The following is a 19,628-nucleotide window of genomic DNA, read 5'->3' on the forward strand; positions in this document are numbered from 1 at the left end:
GAAGGGGGCAAACTTGTAACCATGAGCCACACTTCTGCCGAATCTGTCACTAAAACCGAAGAATCAGCCGAGCAGTTTTTCACCCTCTGGACGGTATTCAAGCGCTCCGAAAACCTGATCCGCAGCGCCGACGCCGCCGCTGACTTCGAGACCCTGCTGGAGCGGCTTGCCCACGCCGGGGTGACCCACCGCGGAAGCTACGACGTCTCCGCGATGCGGGCTGACGCCGACGTCATGGTGTGGCTCCACGGCCCTAAGCCGGAAGCCCTGCAGCAGGCCATCCGGGACATCCGCCGCTGCAGCCTGTTTGCCGGCACAGAGATTGTGTGGTCCGCCATGGGCGTGCACCGCGAGGCCGAGTTTGCGAAGAACCACACCCCGGCGTTCTCCCGTGGGGTTGCGCCGGCGGAGTGGCTGTGCGTCTACCCGTTCGTCCGGTCCTACGAGTGGTACATCCTCCCCGAGGACGAGCGGGGCGCCATGCTTCGCGAGCACGGCCTCCTGGGCCGGGAGTTCCCGCAGGTCATCTCCAACACCGTTTCTTCGTTCGCCCTGGGCGACTGGGAATGGATCCTGGGCCTTGAGGCCCCGGAACTGGTGGACCTGGTGGACCTGATGCGCCACCTGCGCAACACCGAGGCCCGCAACCACGTCCGTGAGGAAGTCCCGTTCTACACCGGACGCCGGATCTCCCCGGCCGAAGTGGCGGAGGTGCTCGCATGAACCTGCCGGTTTCCAGCAACGCCGCCGCCGTCAATCCGGTCACCGAAGCCGGGCGGATGGCGCCCAAGAACTACGACGCCGTGCTCCTCGCCTCCTTCGGCGGGCCGGAAGGCCAGGAGGACGTCATCCCCTTCCTCCGCAACGTCACCCGCGGCCGGGGCATCCCGGACGAACGGCTGGAAGAGGTCTCGCACCACTACCGCGCCAACGGCGGCATCAGTCCCATCAACCAGCAGAACCGCGAGCTCAAGGCTGCCCTGGAGGCGGAACTCGCCGCCCGGGGGATCGACCTGCCCGTCCTCTGGGGCAACCGCAACTGGGCACCGTACATCCCGCAGACCCTGCAGGACGCGTACGACGCCGGCCACCGCCGCCTGCTGATGATCACCACGAGTGCCTACTCCTGTTACTCCAGCTGCCGCCAGTACCGCGAGGACATCGGCATGGCCTTGACGGAGACCGGCCTGGACGGCCGGCTGGAAGTGGACAAGGTGCGCCAGTACTTCGACCACCCCGGCTTCGTGGAGCCCTTCATTGAGGGCGCCGCCGCAGGCCTCGCCGACGTCCGGGAAAAGCTCGCAGCGGCCGGCACTCCCGACGCGCCCGTCCAGATCCTGTTCGCCACCCACTCCATTCCCACCCGGGACGCGGAAGCGGCCGGCCGGTCCGAAGGCGAACCCCGCGAGTTCGAGGAAGGCTCGGCCTACGTGGCCCAGCACCTTGCCACCGCGGACGCCGTCATCCAGCGCGTCAAGGACGAAACCGGCCTGACCGCCCCCTGGTCCCTGGTGTACCAGTCACGCTCCGGCGCTCCGCACGTGCCATGGCTCGAGCCGGACATCAATGACGCCATCGAGGAGCTGGCCGGCCAGGGCGTCAAAGGCATCGTCATCGTGCCGCTGGGGTTCGTCAGCGACCACATGGAAGTTGTCTGGGACCTTGACACCGAAGCCCTGGAAACCTGCGCCAACCTTGGACTCGCCGCCACCCGCGTCCCCACGCCGGGCACGCACCGCAAATTCGTCAACGGCCTGGTGGACCTGATCTCCGAACGCACCGTGGCGAACAACATCAGCGGCCGTCCGGCGCTGACGGACCTCGGTCCCTGGTACGACGTCTGCCGGCCGGGATGCTGCCAGAACTTCCGTGGCGAGAAGCCCACCATCGCCGGAGCAGACACCACCGTTGGCACCGGGCACGCCCCCTATCCCGGCGAAGCCGGGACGGGGCAGCCGGCCTCTTCCGGGGGAGCGCCGCAGCAGTGACGGTCCGCATCGGCACCCGTGCCAGCAAGCTGGCGCTCACCCAGACGCAGCAGACGGCAGACCAGCTTGCCGCCGTCGGAGGCTTCCCGGTGGAACTCGTCCACATCAGGACCGACGGCGACGTCCTCACCGGCTCGCTCTCGCAGATGGGGGGCACCGGGGTTTTCGTTGCCGCCCTGCGTGATGCGCTGCTGCGCAATGAATGCGACGTCGCGATCCACTCGCTCAAGGACCTGCCCACCGGGGCGGCAGTGGGGCTCAGCCTCGCGGCCACCCCGCGGCGCGTCGATGTCCGCGACGTCCTGTGTGCCCGCGACGGGCTGAAACTGGCTGACCTTCCCGCAGGTGCCAGGGTGGGTACCGGTTCGCCCCGGCGCGCAGCCCAGCTCCGCACCGCCCGCCCGGACCTGGAGATCGTGGACATCCGCGGCAACGTGGACACCCGCCTGGGGCGGGTTCCCGGGTTGCCGGGCAACACCGTCAGCGACGTGGTTCCGGGCAAGTCCTGCGACCTGGATGCCGTGGTTCTCGCAGCCGCAGGCCTGGAACGCATCAGCCGCCTGGATACGGTCAGCGAGTTCCTTGAAACGGACGTTATGCTGCCCGCTGCAGGCCAGGGCGCGCTCGCCATCGAGTGCCGCACCGCGGACGCTCCGCCGAGGCCCGGCTTCGCAGAAGGTTCGAAGGAAGTCCTGGCGCAGGCGCTGGCTGCGCTGGATGATCCGGACACCCGGCTTGCCGTCACGGCGGAACGGGCCCTGCTTGCACGGCTTGAGGCCGGATGCGCGGCGCCCGTCGGCGCCTACGCTTACCGCAAGGGCAGCCTGCTCCACCTGGAGGCGGCGGTATGTGCCGTGGACGGCACCGCCTCGGTCCGGGACAAGCGCGCCACCGACGGCCTGACAGAGGTGGGTGCCACGCTGCTCGGCATCGAACTTGCCGAAGCACTCCTGGCCGCCGGCGCCGCTGACATAGCGGACCTGCAGGCTTCCTGATCCCGGCCATGCCCAAGGCACCGTTGGCGGGGGCGCGGGTACTCATCACCCGCAGCCCGGAGCGCTCGCTGCCCCTCGTGGAGGCGCTGCGGAAGGCTGGAGCCGACGCATTGCTGCTGCCCTTGATCGACTTCGAACGGGCTCCGGACCAGCATTCCCTTGACGTTGCCTGCGATGCCCTGGCCGCCGGGGCCTTCGACTGGCTGGTAGTCAGCAGCGCCACCACGGTCCATGTGCTCGCTGCCAAGGCCGCCGAACGTGGCCTGGCGCTGGCCCGCTGGATCCCGGCTGCCACCCGCATCGCAGCCGTGGGCGCTGCGACCCGCAGGCTACTGGAGGCCCATGGGGTTGCTGTGGCCCTGGCGCCGGAGGAGGATCAGTCCGCCGCCGGCCTGCTGTCCGTGTGGCCGGACGGGGGCGGCAAGGTCCTGCTGCCGCAGGCGGACATCGCGCCGCCGCGCCTGGCGGAGGGACTTTCAGGGGCCGGCGGCAGCGTCACCGCCGTCACGGCCTACCGCACGGTGGACTACCCGGCGGCAGCGGAGCGCAGGCTCGCCATCCCGGCGGAGGCCGGGGCAGGGGAGGGGCAGCCGCCGTCGTACGCTTTGCTGACCCCGGCAACCGCCGCCGCCGAACTCGCCGCGGGACGCATCGACGCCGTGATCGCCGCTTCACCTAGCGCCGCGCGGCGCCTCCATGAGCTGTTTCCCCTGGGCCGCTGCCGGTTCGTGGCGATTGGGCGGCCGACGGCGGACCAGGCTTCCGCGCTTGGCTTGCCGGTGGCCGCCATCGCGGCCCGGCCCACGCCGGCCGGGCTTGTTGCTGCCGTGGCGGCAGCCCTCCAGCCGGAACAGGACGCAGGGAAGCCGCCCTGACGCGGGGGACGCCCGCCAACGGACACCCACCACGCTTGAACCAAAGCAAAGGACAGGATCATGACTTTTCCCAGCGACCGCCCCCGCCGCCTCCGCACCACGCCGGCCATGCGCCGGCTTACCGCCGAAACCCGCCTGGCGCCCGCCGAGTTGATTCTTCCGGCGTTCATCCGCGAAGGCCTGGCCGAGCCCAACCCCATCACCTCCATGCCAGGGGTTGTCCAGCACACCACCGACACCCTGAAGCGCGCCGCGGCGGAAGCCGTGGAGCTGGGGCTCGGCGGAATCATGCTGTTCGGCATCCCGGAAACCCGCGACGCCGAGGGAACGGCATCGCTTGACGCGGACGGGGTGCTGAACAAGGCCATCCGGGACGTGCGTGCCGAAGTCGGGGACAGCCTGGTGATCATGAGCGATGTGTGCCTGGACGAGTTCACGGACCACGGGCACTGCGGAGTGCTCGACGCCGACGGCTACGTGGACAACGACCGCACGGTTGGGATCTACGCACGGATGGCCGTGGCCCAGGCAGACGCCGGCGCCCACATGCTGGGGCCCTCCGGAATGATGGACGGCCAGGTTGCCGCGATCCGGTCCGCCCTTGACCAAGCCGGGCACACCAACACCTCCGTCATCGCCTACGCAGCCAAGTACGCGTCGGCGTTCTACGGCCCGTTCCGCGAAGCCGTTGATTCCCAGCTGAAGGGGGACAGGCGGACCTACCAGATGGACGCCGGCAACCGCACCGAGGCCCTGCGCGAAGTGGAACTGGACCTCGCCGAGGGGGCCGACGTCGTCATGGTCAAGCCCGCCATGAGCTACCTGGACATCGTCGCAGACGTCGCCGCCATGAGTCCGGTGCCGGTGGCCGCCTACCAGATCTCCGGAGAATACGCGATGATCGAGGCCGCGGCCGCCAACGGCTGGATCGACCGGCGCGCCGCCATCACCGAATCGGTACTGGGCATCCGCCGCGCCGGTGCCCACATGGTCCTGACCTACTGGGCCGCCGAACTGGCCGGCTGGCTGAAGGAGTCCTGATGGCTGGCTCACCGACACCCCGGCCCGTCGCTGTTCCGGAGAGTCCCACCGCCCCGGTGGCACCGGACCGGATACTCCTGGGCCTGAACACGTTCGGCGACGTCGGCGAGAATCCGGACGGAAGCCCGCAGCCGCATGCCCGGGTACTCCGCCAGCTGCTTGAAGAGGCTCAGATGGCGGACGCCGTCGGACTCCATGCGTTTGGCGTGGGCGAGCACCACCGCAAGGACTATGCCGTTTCAGCGCCGGAAGTCTTCCTCGCCGCCGCTGCCGCCCGCACCACCCGGATCCGGCTGGGCTCAGCCGTCACGGTCCTGAGTTCCGATGACCCCATCCGCGTGTTCCAGCGTTTCTCCACAGTGGATGCCCTTTCCAACGGCCGCGCTGAAGTCATGCTGGGCCGCGGCTCCTTCATCGAGTCCTTCCCGCTGTTCGGACTGGACCTCGCAGACTACGAGATCCTGTTCGAGGAAAAACTCGAGCTCTTTGACAAGGTGCGGGCACAGAAACCAGTGCACTGGGAGGGCCGTACCAGGCCGCCCGTGGCCGGGCTGAGCGTGTACCCGCCGCTCGAGCGGCACCTGCTGCCCACCTGGATCGGCGTCGGCGGCACCCCCGAGTCCGTGCTGAGGTGCGCCCAATACGGCTATCCCATCATCTTCGCGATCATCGGCGGGCAGCCGCGTGGCTTCCGGCCGCTGGTGGACCTGTACCGCGAGGCCATGGCCAAGTACGGCCACCCGATGCAGCAGGTTGCCACGCATTCTCCCGGACACGTGGCGGAGACCGACGAGCAGGCCAGGGAGGAACTCTTCCCGCACTGGCTGAAGCTGCGGAACAAGCTCGGCGCTGAACGGGGCTGGGGGCCTGCCGGACGGGGCGAGTTTGAGGCGCTGTGCGCTCCGGAAGGGGCGCTGTATGTCGGCTCCCCGGAAACGGTGGCGCGCAAGATCGTGCTGCTGAAACAGAACCTGGGCGTGGACCGCTTCGACCTCAAATACAGCAACGGGCCGCTGCCGCACTCTGCAATGATGCGCTCCATCGAGCTGCTGGGTACGGCCGTGGCGCCGCGCGTGGCTGAACTGCTCGGCACCTGACGCACCCGGCGCCGGCCACCTGAGAGAATAGGAACCATGACTGCCAGCAACCCTCGCAACGAGGAACTCTTCGACCGCGCCCGCCAGTTGATGCCGGGCGGGGTCAACTCACCGGTCCGCGCCTTCGGGTCCGTGGGCGGTACCCCGCGCTTCATGGTCTCCGCCAAGGGACCGTACCTCACGGACGCCGACGGCAAGGAATACGTGGACTTGGTCTGCTCCTGGGGTCCGGCGCTGCTGGGCCACGCCCACCCGGCTGTGCTGGAGGCCGTCCACGCCGCCGTGGACCGCGGCCTGTCCTTCGGAGCGTCCACCCCGGACGAGGCCAACCTGGCGGAAATCGTGAAGGACCGCGTACCCGCCGTCGAACGCCTCCGGATGGTGTCCACCGGCACCGAAGCCACCATGACCGCCGTGCGCCTGGCCCGCGGCTTCACCGGACGCAACCTCATCATCAAGTTTGCCGGCTGCTACCACGGCCACCTGGACGGACTCCTTGCCGCCGCAGGGTCCGGCGTCGCCACCCTCGCCCTGCCGGGTTCCGCCGGCGTCACCGAGTCCACGGCCGCAGAAACGCTGGTGCTTCCCTACAACGACCTTGCCGCCGTCAAGGAAGCCTTCGCCACCCACGGGCCCAACATCGCCGCTGTCATCACGGAGGCAGCGCCGGCGAACATGGGCGTGGTGACACCGGAGGAAGGCTTCAACCTGGGCCTGTCCCGCATCACCCGCGAACACGGGGCACTGCTCATCGTGGACGAAGTGCTCACCGGGTTCCGCACCGGCTATTCCGGCTACTGGGGGCTTACCGGCGGAGCGCCGGACGCTGCCGAGCCGTGGACCCCGGACCTGCTTACGTTTGGCAAAGTCATCGGCGGAGGAATGCCGACGGCGGCCCTCGGCGGGCGTGCCGACGTCATGGACTACCTGGCCCCGACGGGTCCCGTCTATCAGGCCGGAACGCTCTCCGGAAACCCGGTGGCGATGGCGGCCGGTGTGGCCACCCTGACCCATGCCACCCGGGACGTCTACTCCTTTATCGATGTCCGCTCGCTGGAACTTTCCTCGGCACTGTCCAGCGCTCTGGACTCCGCCGGGGTGGACCACTCCATCCAGTTTGCCGGCAACCTCTTCTCGGTGGCCTTCGGCACCTCAGCCAACGGCGTCCACAACTACGCTGACGCCCAGGCGCAGGAGAGCTTCCGCTACGCGCCGTTCTTCCACTCGATGCTGGAGTCCGGGGTGTACCTGCCGCCGTCGGTCTTTGAGGCCTGGTTCCTGTCCGCTGCTCATGACGACGCGGCCATGAACCGGATCTATGATGCACTGCCTGCCGCAGCCAAGGCGGCAGCAGCGGCCCGGGGCTAGAAACTCCGGAACATCCCGGCCACACATAAAGAAATCCCCGGCTGCGGGCTGCAGCCGGGGATTTCTTTATGTGCTTCGGGAACTACAGGACGTCCGAGAGGAAGCCCTTGAGGCGGTCCGTTGCCGGTGCGGTGAAGATCTGCTCCGGCGGCCCGGATTCGACAACCACTCCGGCGTCCATGAACGTCACGGTGTTCGAGACGTTGCGGGAGAAGCCCATTTCGTGGGTCACCACCACCATGGTCATGCCCCCCTTCGCGAGGTCGGCCATCAGCGCCAGGACTCCCTTAACAAGCTCGGGGTCCAGCGCGGAGGTGGCCTCATCAAAGAACATCACCTCCGGCTTCATGGCAAGTGCCCGGGCGATGGCAACGCGCTGCTGCTGGCCTCCGGAAAGGTTTGCCGGGCGGGCATCGGCCTTGTGCCTCAGGCCCACCAGGTCCAACTGCTCCAGGGCCTCGGCGCGTGCCTGCTCCTTGGAGAGTTTGCGCAGCTTCCGCAGCGCGAGGGATACGTTGTCCACCACGGTCTTGTGCGGGAACAGGTTGAACTGCTGGAACACCATGCCGATCCGTTGCCGCAGCTCGTCCGGGTTGTCCTTCAGGACCGAACGGCCATCCAGGAGGATGTCGCCCTGGTCCGGCTCGATCAGCCGGTTCATGACGCGCAGGAGGGTGGACTTGCCCGACCCCGATGGGCCGATCACCGAGGCAGTGGTGCCCTTCTCCACGTGCAGGTCGATGCCGCGGAGAACATGGTTGTGGCCGAAGGAGAGGTGCAGGTTCTTGCCGGTCAGGGTTCCGGAAGCGAATTCCGTCATGCCTGTGCCCCCTTGCCGATAGGTGCTGCCAGCTCATCCGGTTCCTTCTTTTCCGGCTTGCCGGTTCGCAGCCGGTGGTCGATGAAGTTCACGAAGTGGGTGAGCGGGACGGTCAGGATCAGGTACAGCACACCTGCGGCCACCAGCGGAGACAGGTTGCCGGTGTTGGCCATCGCGTCGTTTCCGATCCGGAAGATCTCCCGGTCCGAGGCGGCAAGCCCGAGCATAAACACCAGTGAGGAATCCTTCAGCAGCGAGATGAACTGGTTTACCAGGGCGGGAAGGACCCGCCGGATTCCCTGCGGCACCACCACGAGGCGCATGGAACTGCCGTAGCTGAAGCCAAGGGCCCGGGAGGCCTCCAGCTGGCCCTTCTCCACACTCTGGATGCCCGAGCGGAAGATCTCGCCGATGTAGGCGGCCGCGATCAGCGTCAAGGCCAGGATGCCCAGGGGGTAGGGGTTCCTGGATCCGGTGATTTCCCGGGCGATGGGACTGAGGCCAATGCCGATGACCAGGATCACCAGGATGGCAGGGAGGCCCCGGAAGATATCGGTGTAGATGCGCGCCACCCAACGGGCGCCCGCGTTGCGGGAAATCCCCATCATGGCGAGCCCGAGCCCCAGCAGGGAGCCGAGGATGCCGGAGGCGACGGCCAATATCAGGGTGTTGGGCAGGCCCACCATGAACAGGGCGGGAATGACTTTGGCCATTTCCTCCCAGTTGAAGAAGGTGTCAGCCAGCTGGTCCAAGAGATCCATGAACGTCCCGGCTCAATCAGCTCTGGGGAACCGTGGCGGCCTTGCTGCCCGGCTTCCAGTCAGAGGGCATCTCGCGGTCCGGGTACCATTCCTTGGTCAGCTTGGTCCAGGTTCCGTCGGCGATGACAGCGTCAAGGCCGGAGTTCAGCGCGTCGATCAGCGGCTGGTTGTCCTTGGCCACCGCGTAGGCAGTGAAGTTCTGCGTGTTAACGACGGATTCGACGATCGCGGTGCCGTCGCCTTCCTTCACCTGGCCGCTGGCCTGCTGCGAAGGAGCCACCCAGGCGTCCACCTGGCCGTTGCGCACGTTGGCGTAAACCGTGGCGTAGTCCGGGAAGCGGATGGGTTCCATCTTCAGGGTGTTGGTCACGTAGTCGTCCTGGACGGTGCCCTGGACGACGCCGATGCGGAGATCGTCCTTAAGGTCGGCAAAGCCCTTGATGCCGCTGTCGGTCTTGGCAACCACGGCCATGAAGCCGAAGTCGTAGCCGTTGGTGAAGCCGACGTTCTGGCGGCGCGCGTCCGTGGTGGAGATGGAGGAGGATCCGACGTCGAACTGCTTGGTGGAAACCTGGGAAAGCAGGGCGGAGAAGTCCGTGGCAACAAACTCGACCTCAAGGCCGAGCTTGCCGGCGATGGCCCGCAGCAGCTCGTTGTCGTAGCCGGTGAACTTGCCCGAGGGGTCAATGAATATGTTCGGCGGGGCGTCCGACAGGGTGCCCACCTCAAGCTTGCCTTCGGTGTTCAGGCCGAGCTTGGTCTTGTCGATCTGGTCAATCGGGGTGACGGTAGCGGTGGTGTACTTGTCCAGCGTCTGCTGGTCGCTGCCGGCGAGGGCGTCCGTGGGCGTGCCGCTCGGCTGGGCTGATCCTGAACCGCACGCTGCCAGGGAAACCGCGAGGGCGATTGCCACGGGAGCGGTTGTCAGCCACTTCATCGCTTTGATTTTCATCAGTCTGTCGCTTTCATTGAGTCATAAGTCAACCGGGCCGCAAGGCTGCGCTGGTGGCGCCTGGCACCTGCCCGAGGCTGTTCAAGCACTGCATGGCAGGGGTGACCGCAAAACTTTATTGTCTCACTTCAGTGTTTGGCGGCCGTGAGGCGAACAAGTGCTGGCTCTGAAGGCAAATGATCGAAGGAACTTTCGTATAGGCGCTGATGGCCCTCGTACTGGAGTCCTGCGGCCCCGTGCGGACGAATCCATGAGTCCCTCACCGGCCCCGTTGTGTGAGCAGTGCGACTGTGAAATATCTCTCGCCGTGGCCCTGCCGGAGACGGTCCCGGTCAGAAGCCGGCCGTAGTGGCGTCCTGCGGCGGAAGGACCGGCCAGTCACCTTCGATGACGGCTGCGGGCTTCGTCTTGCGGAGGTAGTCCTGGAAATCGGCGGCCTGGCTTACTGCCCACTCGACCTGCAGCTGGTGCAGCTGGCTGGCCGGCATGCTGAGTTTGGGAAACTTGCCGGCCATGGCGTCCAGGACCCTCAAGGTGGCCAGGGCATCAGCGGCCGACGTATGGGCGTTGTCCAGGACCACGCCGTATTCCTCGCACAACGCCGTGAGGGTCCGCTTGCCCTTCCGGTAGCGGTCCACCTGCTTGTTCATGATGTACGGGTCCAGGACCGGGAAGCGGGTCAGCTGAGGGACCCCGTACCGGGCCGACTCGGCAGCCAGCACCGTGAAGTCATAGCTGGCATTGAAGGCGATGACGGGGGTCCCGTCGTCGAACAGTCCCTGCAGCACGGCCGCAACCTCCCGGGTCACTTCGTGGGCAGGCCTGCCCTCACGGCGTGCCTGTTCGGTGGTGATGCCGTGCACGTCACTGGCCTCGGTGGGTATCTCTACCCCGGGATCCGCCAGCCACTCGTGTTCCTGGATGACGTCGCCCGTGTGGTTCACCACCGTCACCGAGGCGGTGACGATGCGTGCAGCCCGGGAGTTGCGCCCTGTGGTTTCGAGGTCGAAGGCTGCGCGGGGGAGGGTGTTCCAGGTGCTCATGCTTCAACGCTAAAGGGCACCACCGACAATTCCGTGGAACGCCACTGCGGCTAGATTGGATCAATGCGGATTGAGTATGTGGAGGCGGTGCTGGCCATTGTGGAACTGGTGCCCGCCGGATCCGCCGTCGCGTATGGCGACGTCGCCGAGCTGTTGGGTTCAGGCGGGCCAAGGCAAGTCGGCACGGTCATGAGCCACTACGGGAGCGGAGTCCCCTGGTGGCGGATTCTCAAGGCGAGCGGCCACGCACCGGACGGATACGAGGCTGAGGCCCTCCGCCGCTACCTGGCCGAGGGCACACCCCTGCTGGGCGCCTACCTCGACTTCCAGCGGACCGGCGAGGGGCGCTGGCGGGTGGATCTTTCGGCCGCCCGCTGGGCGCCAAGCGATGCCCAGTTCGACAGGATTGATGTGGTCGCCGAAATGCTGGAGCGGCGGCTGCACAGATTGTCGGCGGCCGATGATGGAATGTCCCTGTGACAGTAACCATGCCCCTCACCGGCCCCCTTGACGAATCCCGGGATGGCTCCGCGGACGGCCCCGCGCGTCATTCCGGTGAACCCGCCGGCCCGGGAGACGGCCGTACGCCCCCGCGGCAGGCCGGAGCTGCAGGAACCGGCCTGCGGCTGCTGCCGCCCAGCCAGGTGCATGTCGTGGCGCCCCTGCTCTCCGCCGACCAGCAGGCGGCCGTCGACGTCCCCCAGGGAACAGGGCCGGTTTTGCTGCCCGGCGCTCCGGGAACTGGCAAGACCACCGTCCTTGTGGAGGCCGCCGTCAGCAGGGTCACCCGTGACGGCGTGGATCCCGAGCGGATACTGATCCTGGCGCCCAGCCGCCTGGCTGCCGATGCCATGCGGGACCGCTTCACGGCCCGGCTGGACAGGAGCCTGAGCACCACCCCCGCGCGGACCTGGGCCTCCTACGCCTTTGACGTGATCCGGCGTGCCAAGGCGGAAGGGATCCTTCCCCTGTCCCGGCCGCCCAGGCTCCTCTCAGGCCCGGAGCAGGACCTCATCATCAAGGAGCTCCTTGAAGGCCATCGCCTGCCCGGCCTGGAGCTTCCCTGGCCCGCCGACATTGAAGGTGCCCTGGAAACCCGGGGCTTCCGGCAGGAAGTCCGGCAGCTGTTCGACCGCATCATCGAGTCGGGCCGTACCCCCGGCGACCTGGTAGGGCTGGGACACGAGTGCCGCAGGCCTGACTGGATCGCCGCTGCGTCCCTGTACGCCGAGTACCGGGACGTCCTGGACCTGCGGATGCCTGAGGCTTTCGATCCGGCCGGCATCATCACGGCAGTACGGCAGATTTTCCAGGACTCTCCCGGCTTCCTGGCGGCGGAACGGGACCGGCTGCAGGTGATCCTGGTGGACGACATCCAGGAAGCCAACCCCGCAGTCTTTGAGCTCTTGGCCGACATCGCCGGCGGGAAGGACTGCTACGTGGCGTTTTCACCGGACACTGTGGTGCAGGGCTTCCGCGGTGCCAGGCCCGACCTGGTGGCAGAACTGCCCGGGCTGCTGTCGCCCGGTGCACCCGTGGCGGAGCGTCCACTGCGGTACGCCCACCGGCAAGCGCCCGCGGTGGCCGAAGCCTGGCTTGGAGTGGCCGGGCGGATTTCACAGCGCGCGGGCGGGCAACTGGCCCGGCGGCTTGACCAACCCGACCCTGATCAACCCGACGACGCCAGACCCCAAGGGGCAGTGGAAGCACACCTTGTTCCGTCCGCCGTGCACGAACTGCGCTACGTTGCCCAGCGCATCCTGGACCAGCACATCAACCACGGGCGCGACCTTGCCGAACTCGCGGTGATCGTGCGCAACGGCGCCCAGGTGAGCGAGTTCCAGCGTTACCTGTCGGGCCAGGGGATTCCTGTGCGGGTCCCGGTGGCGGAGTCCGCGGTCCGGGACGAAGTGGCAGTGCGCCCGCTGCTTGATGCCTTCGCGATTGCACTGGATCCCGCGCTGCTGACCCCGGAGGCCGCAGTATCCCTCCTGACCTCCCGGATCGGCGGTGCCACATCGATCGAGCTCCGCCGGCTGCGGCAGTCGCTGAGGAGGGACGAGATCCTGGGCGGCGGAGGCCGGACCAGCGACGCCCTGCTGGTTGAAGCATTGCTGGAACCCGGCGCACTGGAAACGCTCGGCATCGAAGGCCGTGCCGCACGCCGGGCAGCACGCATGATCCAGGCGGGCCGCCACGCCGCTGCGCAACCTGGCGCCAACGCCGAATCAGTGCTGTGGGCACTCTGGGATGCCACCGGACTCGCCGGTTCCTGGACGGAAACCGCCCTTGCCGGCGGTCCGCACGGCGCGCGTGCGGACCGGGACCTGGATGCCATGATGGCCCTCTTCCACACCGCGGAGCGCTACGTGGACCAGATGCCCGGGGCCGGCCCCGAGCAGTTCCTCGAGTATCTCCTGAACCAGGAGCTTCCCATGGACACCCTCGCTGCCCGTGCCCAGGTGGACGACGCCGTGGAACTGTTGACTCCAGCCAGTGCGGCCGGGCGTGAATGGCCGGTGGTGATAGTGGCGGGCCTCCAGGAAGGTGTGTGGCCCAATACCCGGCTCCGCGGCGAACTTCTGGGAAGTACGCTGTACAGCGATGCGGTGGAACACGGGCCGGGGTACGCCCTGCAGCGTGATCCCCTGAGCCGGCTCCGCGACATCCGGTATGACGAACTGCGAAGCTTTTCCACTGCGGTCTCCCGCGCCCGCGAACTGCTCGTATGCACGGCTGTTTCCTCCGAGGATGACCAGCCGTCCTCCTTCCTGGACTACGTTGTGCCCCTGGAACCGGGCCAGGAGGGCCGTCCGTTCACGGCAGTGCAGCGGCCCATGGCGCTGCGGGCCCTTGTTGCCGAACTCCGGCAGCACGCCCAGCTGGACGGCGGGGACGCTCCGCAGGCGGATGAGGCGGCCAGGGTCCTCGCCCGGCTGGCAAAGGCTGACCCGCCGGTGCCCGGCGCGCATCCGCAGAGCTGGTGGGGCCTTCTTCCGCTGACGTCGGCGGCAGCGGTGGTTCCGCCTGGCGGTACCGTCTTTGTCTCACCGTCAAAAGTCGAGACCGTGCAGAAATCCCCGCTTGACTGGTTTATCCAGGCCGCGGGAGGCGAAGCTGCCACTGACTTCGCCCGCAGCCTTGGCACCCTGGTCCACGCCATTGCCCAGGAGCTGCCGGATGCGTCCGGCAGTGAGTATGTCGCAGAACTGGTCCGGCGCTGGCCCGCACTGGGAATGAAGGACAACTGGGAGGGCAGGCTGGACTTCCAGCGTGCCGAGTCCATGGTGCGCAAGCTGGCACAGTATGTACTCCTCATGCGAAGCGAAGGCCGAAGCCTGCTCGGAGTGGAACAGGATTTCGACGTCGCCCTCGGAAAGGTTCCTGTCGATGATGCTCCCGCGCGGGACGCTGTCCTGCGCGGCCAGGTGGACAGGCTTGAGGTGGACGCCGAAGGCAGGCTGGTCATCGTGGACCTCAAAACCGGAAAACGCCAGCCCGGTAAGGGGGAACTGTCACGGCATCCCCAGCTCGGCGCCTACCAGGCCGCGGTGCTCGCCGGGGGCTTCCAGGACCGACCGGACAGCCCCGCCGCTCCGCTCTCTGGCGGTGCCGTCCTGGCCCAGCTCGGCACCGGGGCAAAGAATCCCGCCATCCAGCATCAGGACGCCATAGACCCTCAGGAGAACTGGGCGATGGACATGGTGAAGGATGCAGCCGCCGTAATGGGAGGCACCACGTTCGAAGCACGGCACGATCCCTCGAAGGGAAGCCATGGCGGCCACGGCTGCAGGCTCCCCGAGGTGTGTCCGCTGTGCGTGCGCGGAAGGCAAGTGACCGAATGAGGCCGGACATGCAAAACTCCCCGACTGCCCTCTCCGCCCTTGCCCCGGTTTCCGGGCCCGGCGGGGATGCAGGGCCACCCCCGGAGCCCCGCTTCAGCCCCGAGGAGCTTTCGGTGCTCCTCGGGGAGAAGAACGTTCCTACCCCCGAGCAGTCGGCCATCATTTCGTCGCCGCTCGCGCCGAGGCTGGTCATTGCGGGGGCGGGATCCGGCAAGACAGCCACCATGGCGGACCGGGTGGTGTGGCTCGTGGCCAATGGCTGGGTCCGTCCCGAGGAAGTGCTGGGCGTGACGTTCACCCGGAAGGCAGCAGGTGAACTCGCTTCGCGCATCAGGGGAAAACTGGCCGCCCTCCAGCGCGTGGTTGTCCAGGATAGAGGTGTCCAGGACGGCGCCGACGCGGACAGCGGGGGCAGGGTGTTCCAGCACGGGCTGCTCAGCAGTGATGCGCTCGAACCGAAAGTTTCCACCTACCACTCCTTCGCCAGCGGCATCGTCTCTGACTATGGGCTCCGCCTTGGAGTGGAGCGGGACGTGGTCCTGCTGGGCGGCGCGCAGGCCTGGCAGTTGGCCAGCGAGGTCGTGGAGGGTTACGACGGCGAGTACGGGCATTTCCGCGCCGCCAAGTCCACGCTCGTGAAAGCAGTCATCCAACTTGCCGGTGAATGCGCCGAGCACCTCCAGGAACCCGAAGACGTCGAAGCCTGGCTGATGGCGCGGCTGTCCGACTTTGAGTCATTGCCGTATCTCGCCACCAAGAAAAGGAACGCCCCGCAGGCAGCGGCTGACCTCGCCGGCATGTTGAGGACCAGGGCAAGCGTGGCGGACATGGTTGGCCGGTACGCGGCGGCGAAGCGGGCCCGGGGAGCACTTGATTTTGGCGACCTGGTGGCCCTTGCCGCCCGCGTGGCGCAGGACGTGCCTTTGGCCGCCCACATGGAACGGCAGCGCTACAAAGTGGTCCTGCTCGACGAGTTCCAGGACACGTCCCACGCCCAACTGGTCCTGTTCTCCCGGCTCTTCGGCGGCGGGCACGCGGTGACCGCCGTTGGCGACCCCAACCAGTCGATCTACGGTTTCCGCGGTGCGTCGGCAGGCCAGTTGTTCCATTTCGTGCGCGAGTTCCCCGTGTGGAAAGGGAGGCCAGGACATGGGACAGAGCCAACCGGGGCGGAGGGCACCCCGGCAGGGGGAATGGCGGAAGGCGGGGCCAACTGGGCTCCCGCGCCGACGTCGTACCTGACAACGGCGTGGCGGAACGGACGGTCCATCCTGGCCGCTGCCAACGTGATGTCTGAATCTCTGGCCCGGTCAGCGGCGCAGCGCGGACCGGCGGGCGGGGGAGGGCCGGCCGCGCCCAAGGTGCCGCCGCTGCAGCCGAGCCCGTATGCGGCAGCGGGATCTGTGGTGCTGGGGCGGTTCGGAAGCGATGTGGAAGAAGCCTCAGCGCTCGCCGATGACGTCCTGAAGTACCGGGTGACGGATTTCGAGCTGAAGCCCGACGGTTCGCCGGTTCCGCCCGCCATCGCCGTCCTTTGCCGGCGGCGCGCACAAATGGAGCCCATCCGGCGGCAGTTGGAGGCCCGAGGCATTCCCTACGAGATAGTCGGACTGGGCGGACTCCTTGATACCCCCGAAATCGTGGATCTTGTTGCCACCCTGCGTGTCCTCGCCGACCCCGGCCGTTCCGATGCGCTGATGCGCCTGCTGGCAGGGGCGCGCTGGCGGATCGGCCCCGCAGATCTGATGGCCTTGCGGGACTGGTCCAGCCAGCTTGCCCGGCGTCGGGCCCAGGCTGGACGGGGCGATGACCAGCTTCCGGATGCCGGCCCGGCCGTCCTCGAAGGCGACCTTACCGACGGTGCCAGCCTGGTGGAGGCATTGGATTGGCTGCCCCGGGAAGGATGGACCTCATCGAACGGCAGGTCCCTGACCCCCGCTGCACGGGAGCGGATGGTCCGGTTCTCCACGGAGCTGCGTCAGCTCCGGGGCTACCTTGGGGATGACCTCACCACCCTGCTCGGGGAAGTGGAAAGGGCCATGCTCCTTGATATCGAGGTTGCCGCCAGGCCCGGCATCAGCATCCACCAGGCGCGCCGGAACCTCGATGCCTTCCAGGATGCCGCTGCCGGGTTCCTGCGGACGTCCCAACGCGTGGACATCCTCGCCTTCCTGTCCTGGCTGGAGGCTGCGTCAGCAGAAGAAAACGGACTGGAAGCACCACCGGGCGACGTCAACCGGGAGGCCGTGCAGCTGCTTACGGTCCATGCTTCCAAGGGGCTGGAATGGGATGTCGTTTTTGTCCCGGGACTGAACGCCAAGGACTTCCCCAGCGACCGCGACTCACGCTGGAGCAGCGGGTCCGCAGCCTTGCCCTGGCCGCTGCGCGGTGACCGGGCAGACCTTCCCCAGTGGGACCTCGACCAGCCTGACCAAAAAGGCTGGCTGGATGCGGAAAAGGACTTCAAGGCAGCTGTCCAGGCCCACGCGGAATCGGAGGAGCGCCGCCTGGCCTACGTGGCGTACACCCGGGCCAAGCATGTCCTGTGGGCGTCCAGCGCCGCCTGGGTGGGGTCCAGGTCGGGACGGGCGGAAATGTCGCCATTCCTGGCAGAGCTTGAAACTCTGGCCGCCGCGGCAAGCGAGGGCACGGTGCCGGCCGTCATCCATCCGCGCTCAGTGGAGGAGTCCTCACTGCCTGAGACCAGTCCGCTGACGCTCGATACTGAGGTGGCCGGCTGGCCGTACGATCCCCTGGAGGGGCCGGTGGACCCCCGCACGGGGGAGCGCCTGCGCTTGGCAGGCGGCCGGAGGCGCGCTATGGAATCCGCGGCTGCCCGGGTGGCAGCGGCGCTGGAGGACGCTCCCCGCGCGCGGACAGCCACCCGGGAGCCCGAACTTACAGGGGTTGCCGCCGGGTGGGCCCGGGAAGCAGCGTTGTTGCTCGAACGCCGGGCGAGGAGGTCTTCAGCCAACGACGTCCACCTTCCCGCCCACATTTCGGCATCCACGCTCGTTGACCTTGGCGAGGACCCGTCAGCCGTGGCCTGGCGGCTGCGCAGGCCCGTGCCCCGGGAACCGGGCATGTCGGCCCGGAAGGGCACGGCTTTCCACGCGTGGGTGGAAGAGTACTTTGGCACGGCCGGCATGCTGGACCTCGGTGAAGCGCCGGGCTCGGATGATCACATCGACGCGGCGTACGACCTCGACGCCATGGTGGCCACCTTCCGGTCGTCCCCCTGGGCCCACCGCTCTCCGGCCTTCATTGAGGTTCCGGTGGAGACACGAATAGGGGACGTGGTGGTCCGTGGACGTGTTGACGCAGTGTTCCAGGATCCTGACGGGCGCTGGGACCTGGTGGACTGGAAGACCGGCCGGCGGCCCTCCGGGGACCTGCTTCGGGCCAAGGCCGTCCAGCTGGCGGTGTACCGGCTGGCATGGTCGCGGCTGAAGGGCGTGCCGCTGGAGGACGTGCGCGCAGCGTTCTTCTACGTTGCCGATAACGAGGTGGTGCGGCCCCACGACCTGGGTACAGCAGGCCAGTTGGAGGAGATCGTGGCGGCAGCCCTAGCTTCCCCTAGTCCTTCTTGATGTCGACGATTGAGAGCGCCGCGGTGGAGGTGTCGTCCGGTCCGCCGGCGGACCCTTGGCCGGGGGTCTCCGGCTCCACCGGAAGTGGAGTCACGGCAACCGGAATTTGAGTCACGACGACGGCGGGCTGGGCCGGGACGGGCAGGACGGTGACCGGCGGCACGGCTGCCGGCACGTCGTCGTCGGCCGCCCTGATGCCTGGGACAGCCTCGGGAGCAACGCCCTCATGCCGTACCGCGTCAGGTGCCCCGGCAGCGGGGGCGCCCGGGGCCCCGGCAGCTGCCGCGGGCGGGAGGGGCTCAACGCTGATGGGCTGCCCGCCGTGCTCAGCGATGTCGCTTGCCAGCGTGTCCAGCATTTCTTCTGCCTCGGCAATCATGGAGGCATCGCCGGCAGCGATCCCCTTCACCAGGTACTGCGCGAGGGCGAATTCAGCGGAGAGCGCGGCCCGCCGGAGGAGGTGGTTGTCGGGGGTGTCACGGCGGCCGGAGGTGTAGGCCGCCAGGACGGCATCCACAAAATCATGCTCGTTGGAGGCGACCAGCCATGCGAAGTCGTCCGCGGGGTCGCCGATGCGGAGATCGGTCCAGCCGGTCACCGCCGTGACCCGCTGGCCCTCTACCATCAGGTTGTCCTCATGCAGGTCCCCGTGCACGACGCAGGGATTGAAGCGCCACAGGGACACGTCTTCCAGCGCGTGTTCCCAGCGAAGCAGCAGGGCGGGGGGAATCTTCCCGGTGGTGGCTGCCTGGTCCAGCTCATTCAGCCTGCGCTGCCGGAATTCATTCGGGGTGTAGCTGGGCAGGTCCGCGTTGCTGACCAGGGCCCGGGGAAGATCGTGAATGGCCGCCAGCGCGACGCCGATTTCGCGGGCGAGGGCATCCGGTCCAGCCGTGAGCTCTTCGACGCTGCGGGTGCTCCCGCCCAGATGCGAATACACGAAGGTGCTCAGGCTGCCCAGCCGCACACTGCCCGCAACCGTGGGCATCAGAAAAGGCAGCTCAGCCCGAATGCCCGGCGCGAAGGCGCGCAAGACCAGGAACTCGGTTTCCAGCCGTGCGCTGGCCTCGGCATGCCGCGGGGACCTCACCCGCCAGCGCTTCCCCTCCGAATCGAGGAGCAGGGCAGAGTCGAAGTCCGCGGGATCGTCCGGGGCAGAGCTAACGGCCGTCGGGGTCAGTCCGGGGACTGCCGCGGTTGCAACGGCTGCCAGTTCAATCGGTTTTCTTCTCACCATTCCACGGTAGATTGCC

15 protein-coding genes are annotated in these 19,628 nt (G+C 67.7%); 10 read left to right on the top strand and 5 right to left on the bottom strand.

Annotated features, from left to right (window positions below):
* Positions 1–21: 21 nt before the first annotated feature.
* From hemQ to hemL, 7 genes are read left to right on the top strand one after another with little or no spacing between them, the layout of a single operon-like run.
* Positions 22–723: a hydrogen peroxide-dependent heme synthase gene (gene hemQ / locus PV768_RS02905; RefSeq protein WP_157241723.1), complete on the top strand. Its 702-nt coding sequence runs from the start codon at positions 22–24 to the stop codon at positions 721–723.
* Positions 720–1,988, top strand: coding sequence for a ferrochelatase (locus PV768_RS02910; RefSeq protein WP_421092238.1), 1,269 nt, complete (start codon positions 720–722; stop codon positions 1,986–1,988). The genes hemQ and PV768_RS02910 overlap by 4 nt, the downstream gene beginning before the upstream one ends.
* Entirely contained in the window at positions 1,985–2,983 is a 999-nt protein-coding gene (gene hemC / locus PV768_RS02915; protein WP_321213970.1) for a hydroxymethylbilane synthase, read from the top strand. The genes PV768_RS02910 and hemC overlap by 4 nt, the downstream gene beginning before the upstream one ends.
* A gap of 8 nt (positions 2,984–2,991) precedes the next feature.
* Positions 2,992–3,858 carry a uroporphyrinogen-III synthase gene (locus PV768_RS02920; protein WP_321213969.1) on the top strand — a complete coding sequence of 289 codons (867 nt, stop codon included), beginning with the start codon at positions 2,992–2,994 and terminating at the stop codon, positions 3,856–3,858.
* 60 nt (positions 3,859–3,918) lie between these two features.
* Positions 3,919–4,899: a porphobilinogen synthase gene (gene hemB / locus PV768_RS02925; RefSeq protein ID WP_421092239.1), complete on the top strand. Its 981-nt coding sequence runs from the start codon at positions 3,919–3,921 to the stop codon at positions 4,897–4,899.
* The gene (locus PV768_RS02930; protein WP_321213968.1) at positions 4,899–5,996 is read left to right on the top strand and encodes an LLM class flavin-dependent oxidoreductase; all 1,098 of its coding nucleotides are present in this window, start codon (positions 4,899–4,901) and stop codon (positions 5,994–5,996) included. The genes hemB and PV768_RS02930 overlap by 1 nt, the downstream gene beginning before the upstream one ends.
* 36 nt (positions 5,997–6,032) lie before the next feature.
* Complete coding sequence (hemL, locus tag PV768_RS02935; protein WP_421092240.1) at positions 6,033–7,364, top strand: glutamate-1-semialdehyde 2,1-aminomutase; 1,332 nt, start codon at positions 6,033–6,035, stop codon at positions 7,362–7,364.
* Positions 7,365–7,446: 82 nt separating this feature from the next.
* On the opposite strand, the gene PV768_RS02940 is transcribed toward hemL, so the two are convergent.
* From PV768_RS02940 to PV768_RS02955, 4 genes are all read right to left on the bottom strand, one after another.
* Positions 7,447–8,184, bottom strand: a complete 738-nt coding sequence (locus PV768_RS02940; RefSeq protein WP_157241729.1) for an amino acid ABC transporter ATP-binding protein — start codon at positions 8,182–8,184, stop codon at positions 7,447–7,449.
* The gene (locus tag PV768_RS02945) at positions 8,181–8,945 is read right to left on the bottom strand and encodes an amino acid ABC transporter permease (protein ID WP_104998485.1); all 765 of its coding nucleotides are present in this window, start codon (positions 8,943–8,945) and stop codon (positions 8,181–8,183) included. The genes PV768_RS02940 and PV768_RS02945 overlap by 4 nt, the downstream gene beginning before the upstream one ends.
* A 16-nt stretch (positions 8,946–8,961) precedes the next feature.
* A complete protein-coding gene (locus tag PV768_RS02950) occupies positions 8,962–9,897 on the bottom strand; it encodes a substrate-binding periplasmic protein (protein WP_157241730.1) in 936 nt (311 codons plus the stop codon).
* 332 nt (positions 9,898–10,229) lie between these two features.
* Positions 10,230–10,940: a 3'-5' exonuclease gene (locus tag PV768_RS02955; protein ID WP_421092241.1), complete on the bottom strand. Its 711-nt coding sequence runs from the start codon at positions 10,938–10,940 to the stop codon at positions 10,230–10,232.
* Positions 10,941–11,003: 63 nt separating this feature from the next.
* Between PV768_RS02955 and PV768_RS02960 the strand changes: the two genes are divergently transcribed.
* The 3 genes from PV768_RS02960 to PV768_RS02970 are packed head-to-tail and all read left to right on the top strand — an operon-like array spanning position 11,004 to position 18,375.
* Complete coding sequence (locus tag PV768_RS02960; RefSeq protein ID WP_421092242.1) at positions 11,004–11,420, top strand: MGMT family protein; 417 nt, start codon at positions 11,004–11,006, stop codon at positions 11,418–11,420.
* On the top strand, positions 11,417–14,785 hold the full coding sequence (locus tag PV768_RS02965) for an ATP-dependent helicase (RefSeq protein WP_421092243.1): 3,369 nt from the start codon (positions 11,417–11,419) through the stop codon (positions 14,783–14,785). The genes PV768_RS02960 and PV768_RS02965 overlap by 4 nt, the downstream gene beginning before the upstream one ends.
* 8 nt (positions 14,786–14,793) lie before the next feature.
* Positions 14,794–18,375 (top strand): ATP-dependent helicase, encoded by a 3,582-nt coding sequence (locus tag PV768_RS02970; RefSeq protein ID WP_421092244.1) that lies wholly within the window; start codon positions 14,794–14,796, stop codon positions 18,373–18,375.
* On the opposite strand, the gene PV768_RS02975 is transcribed toward PV768_RS02970, so the two are convergent.
* Entirely contained in the window at positions 18,362–19,609 is a 1,248-nt protein-coding gene (locus PV768_RS02975) for a macrolide 2'-phosphotransferase (RefSeq protein ID WP_421092245.1), read from the bottom strand. The genes PV768_RS02970 and PV768_RS02975 overlap by 14 nt on opposite strands.
* Between the last annotated feature and the right edge of the window lie 19 nt (positions 19,610–19,628).

Origin of the sequence: Pseudarthrobacter sp. CC4 (assembly GCF_048957775.1) — a bacterium.
Taxonomy (GTDB): Bacteria; Actinomycetota; Actinomycetes; order Actinomycetales; family Micrococcaceae; genus Arthrobacter.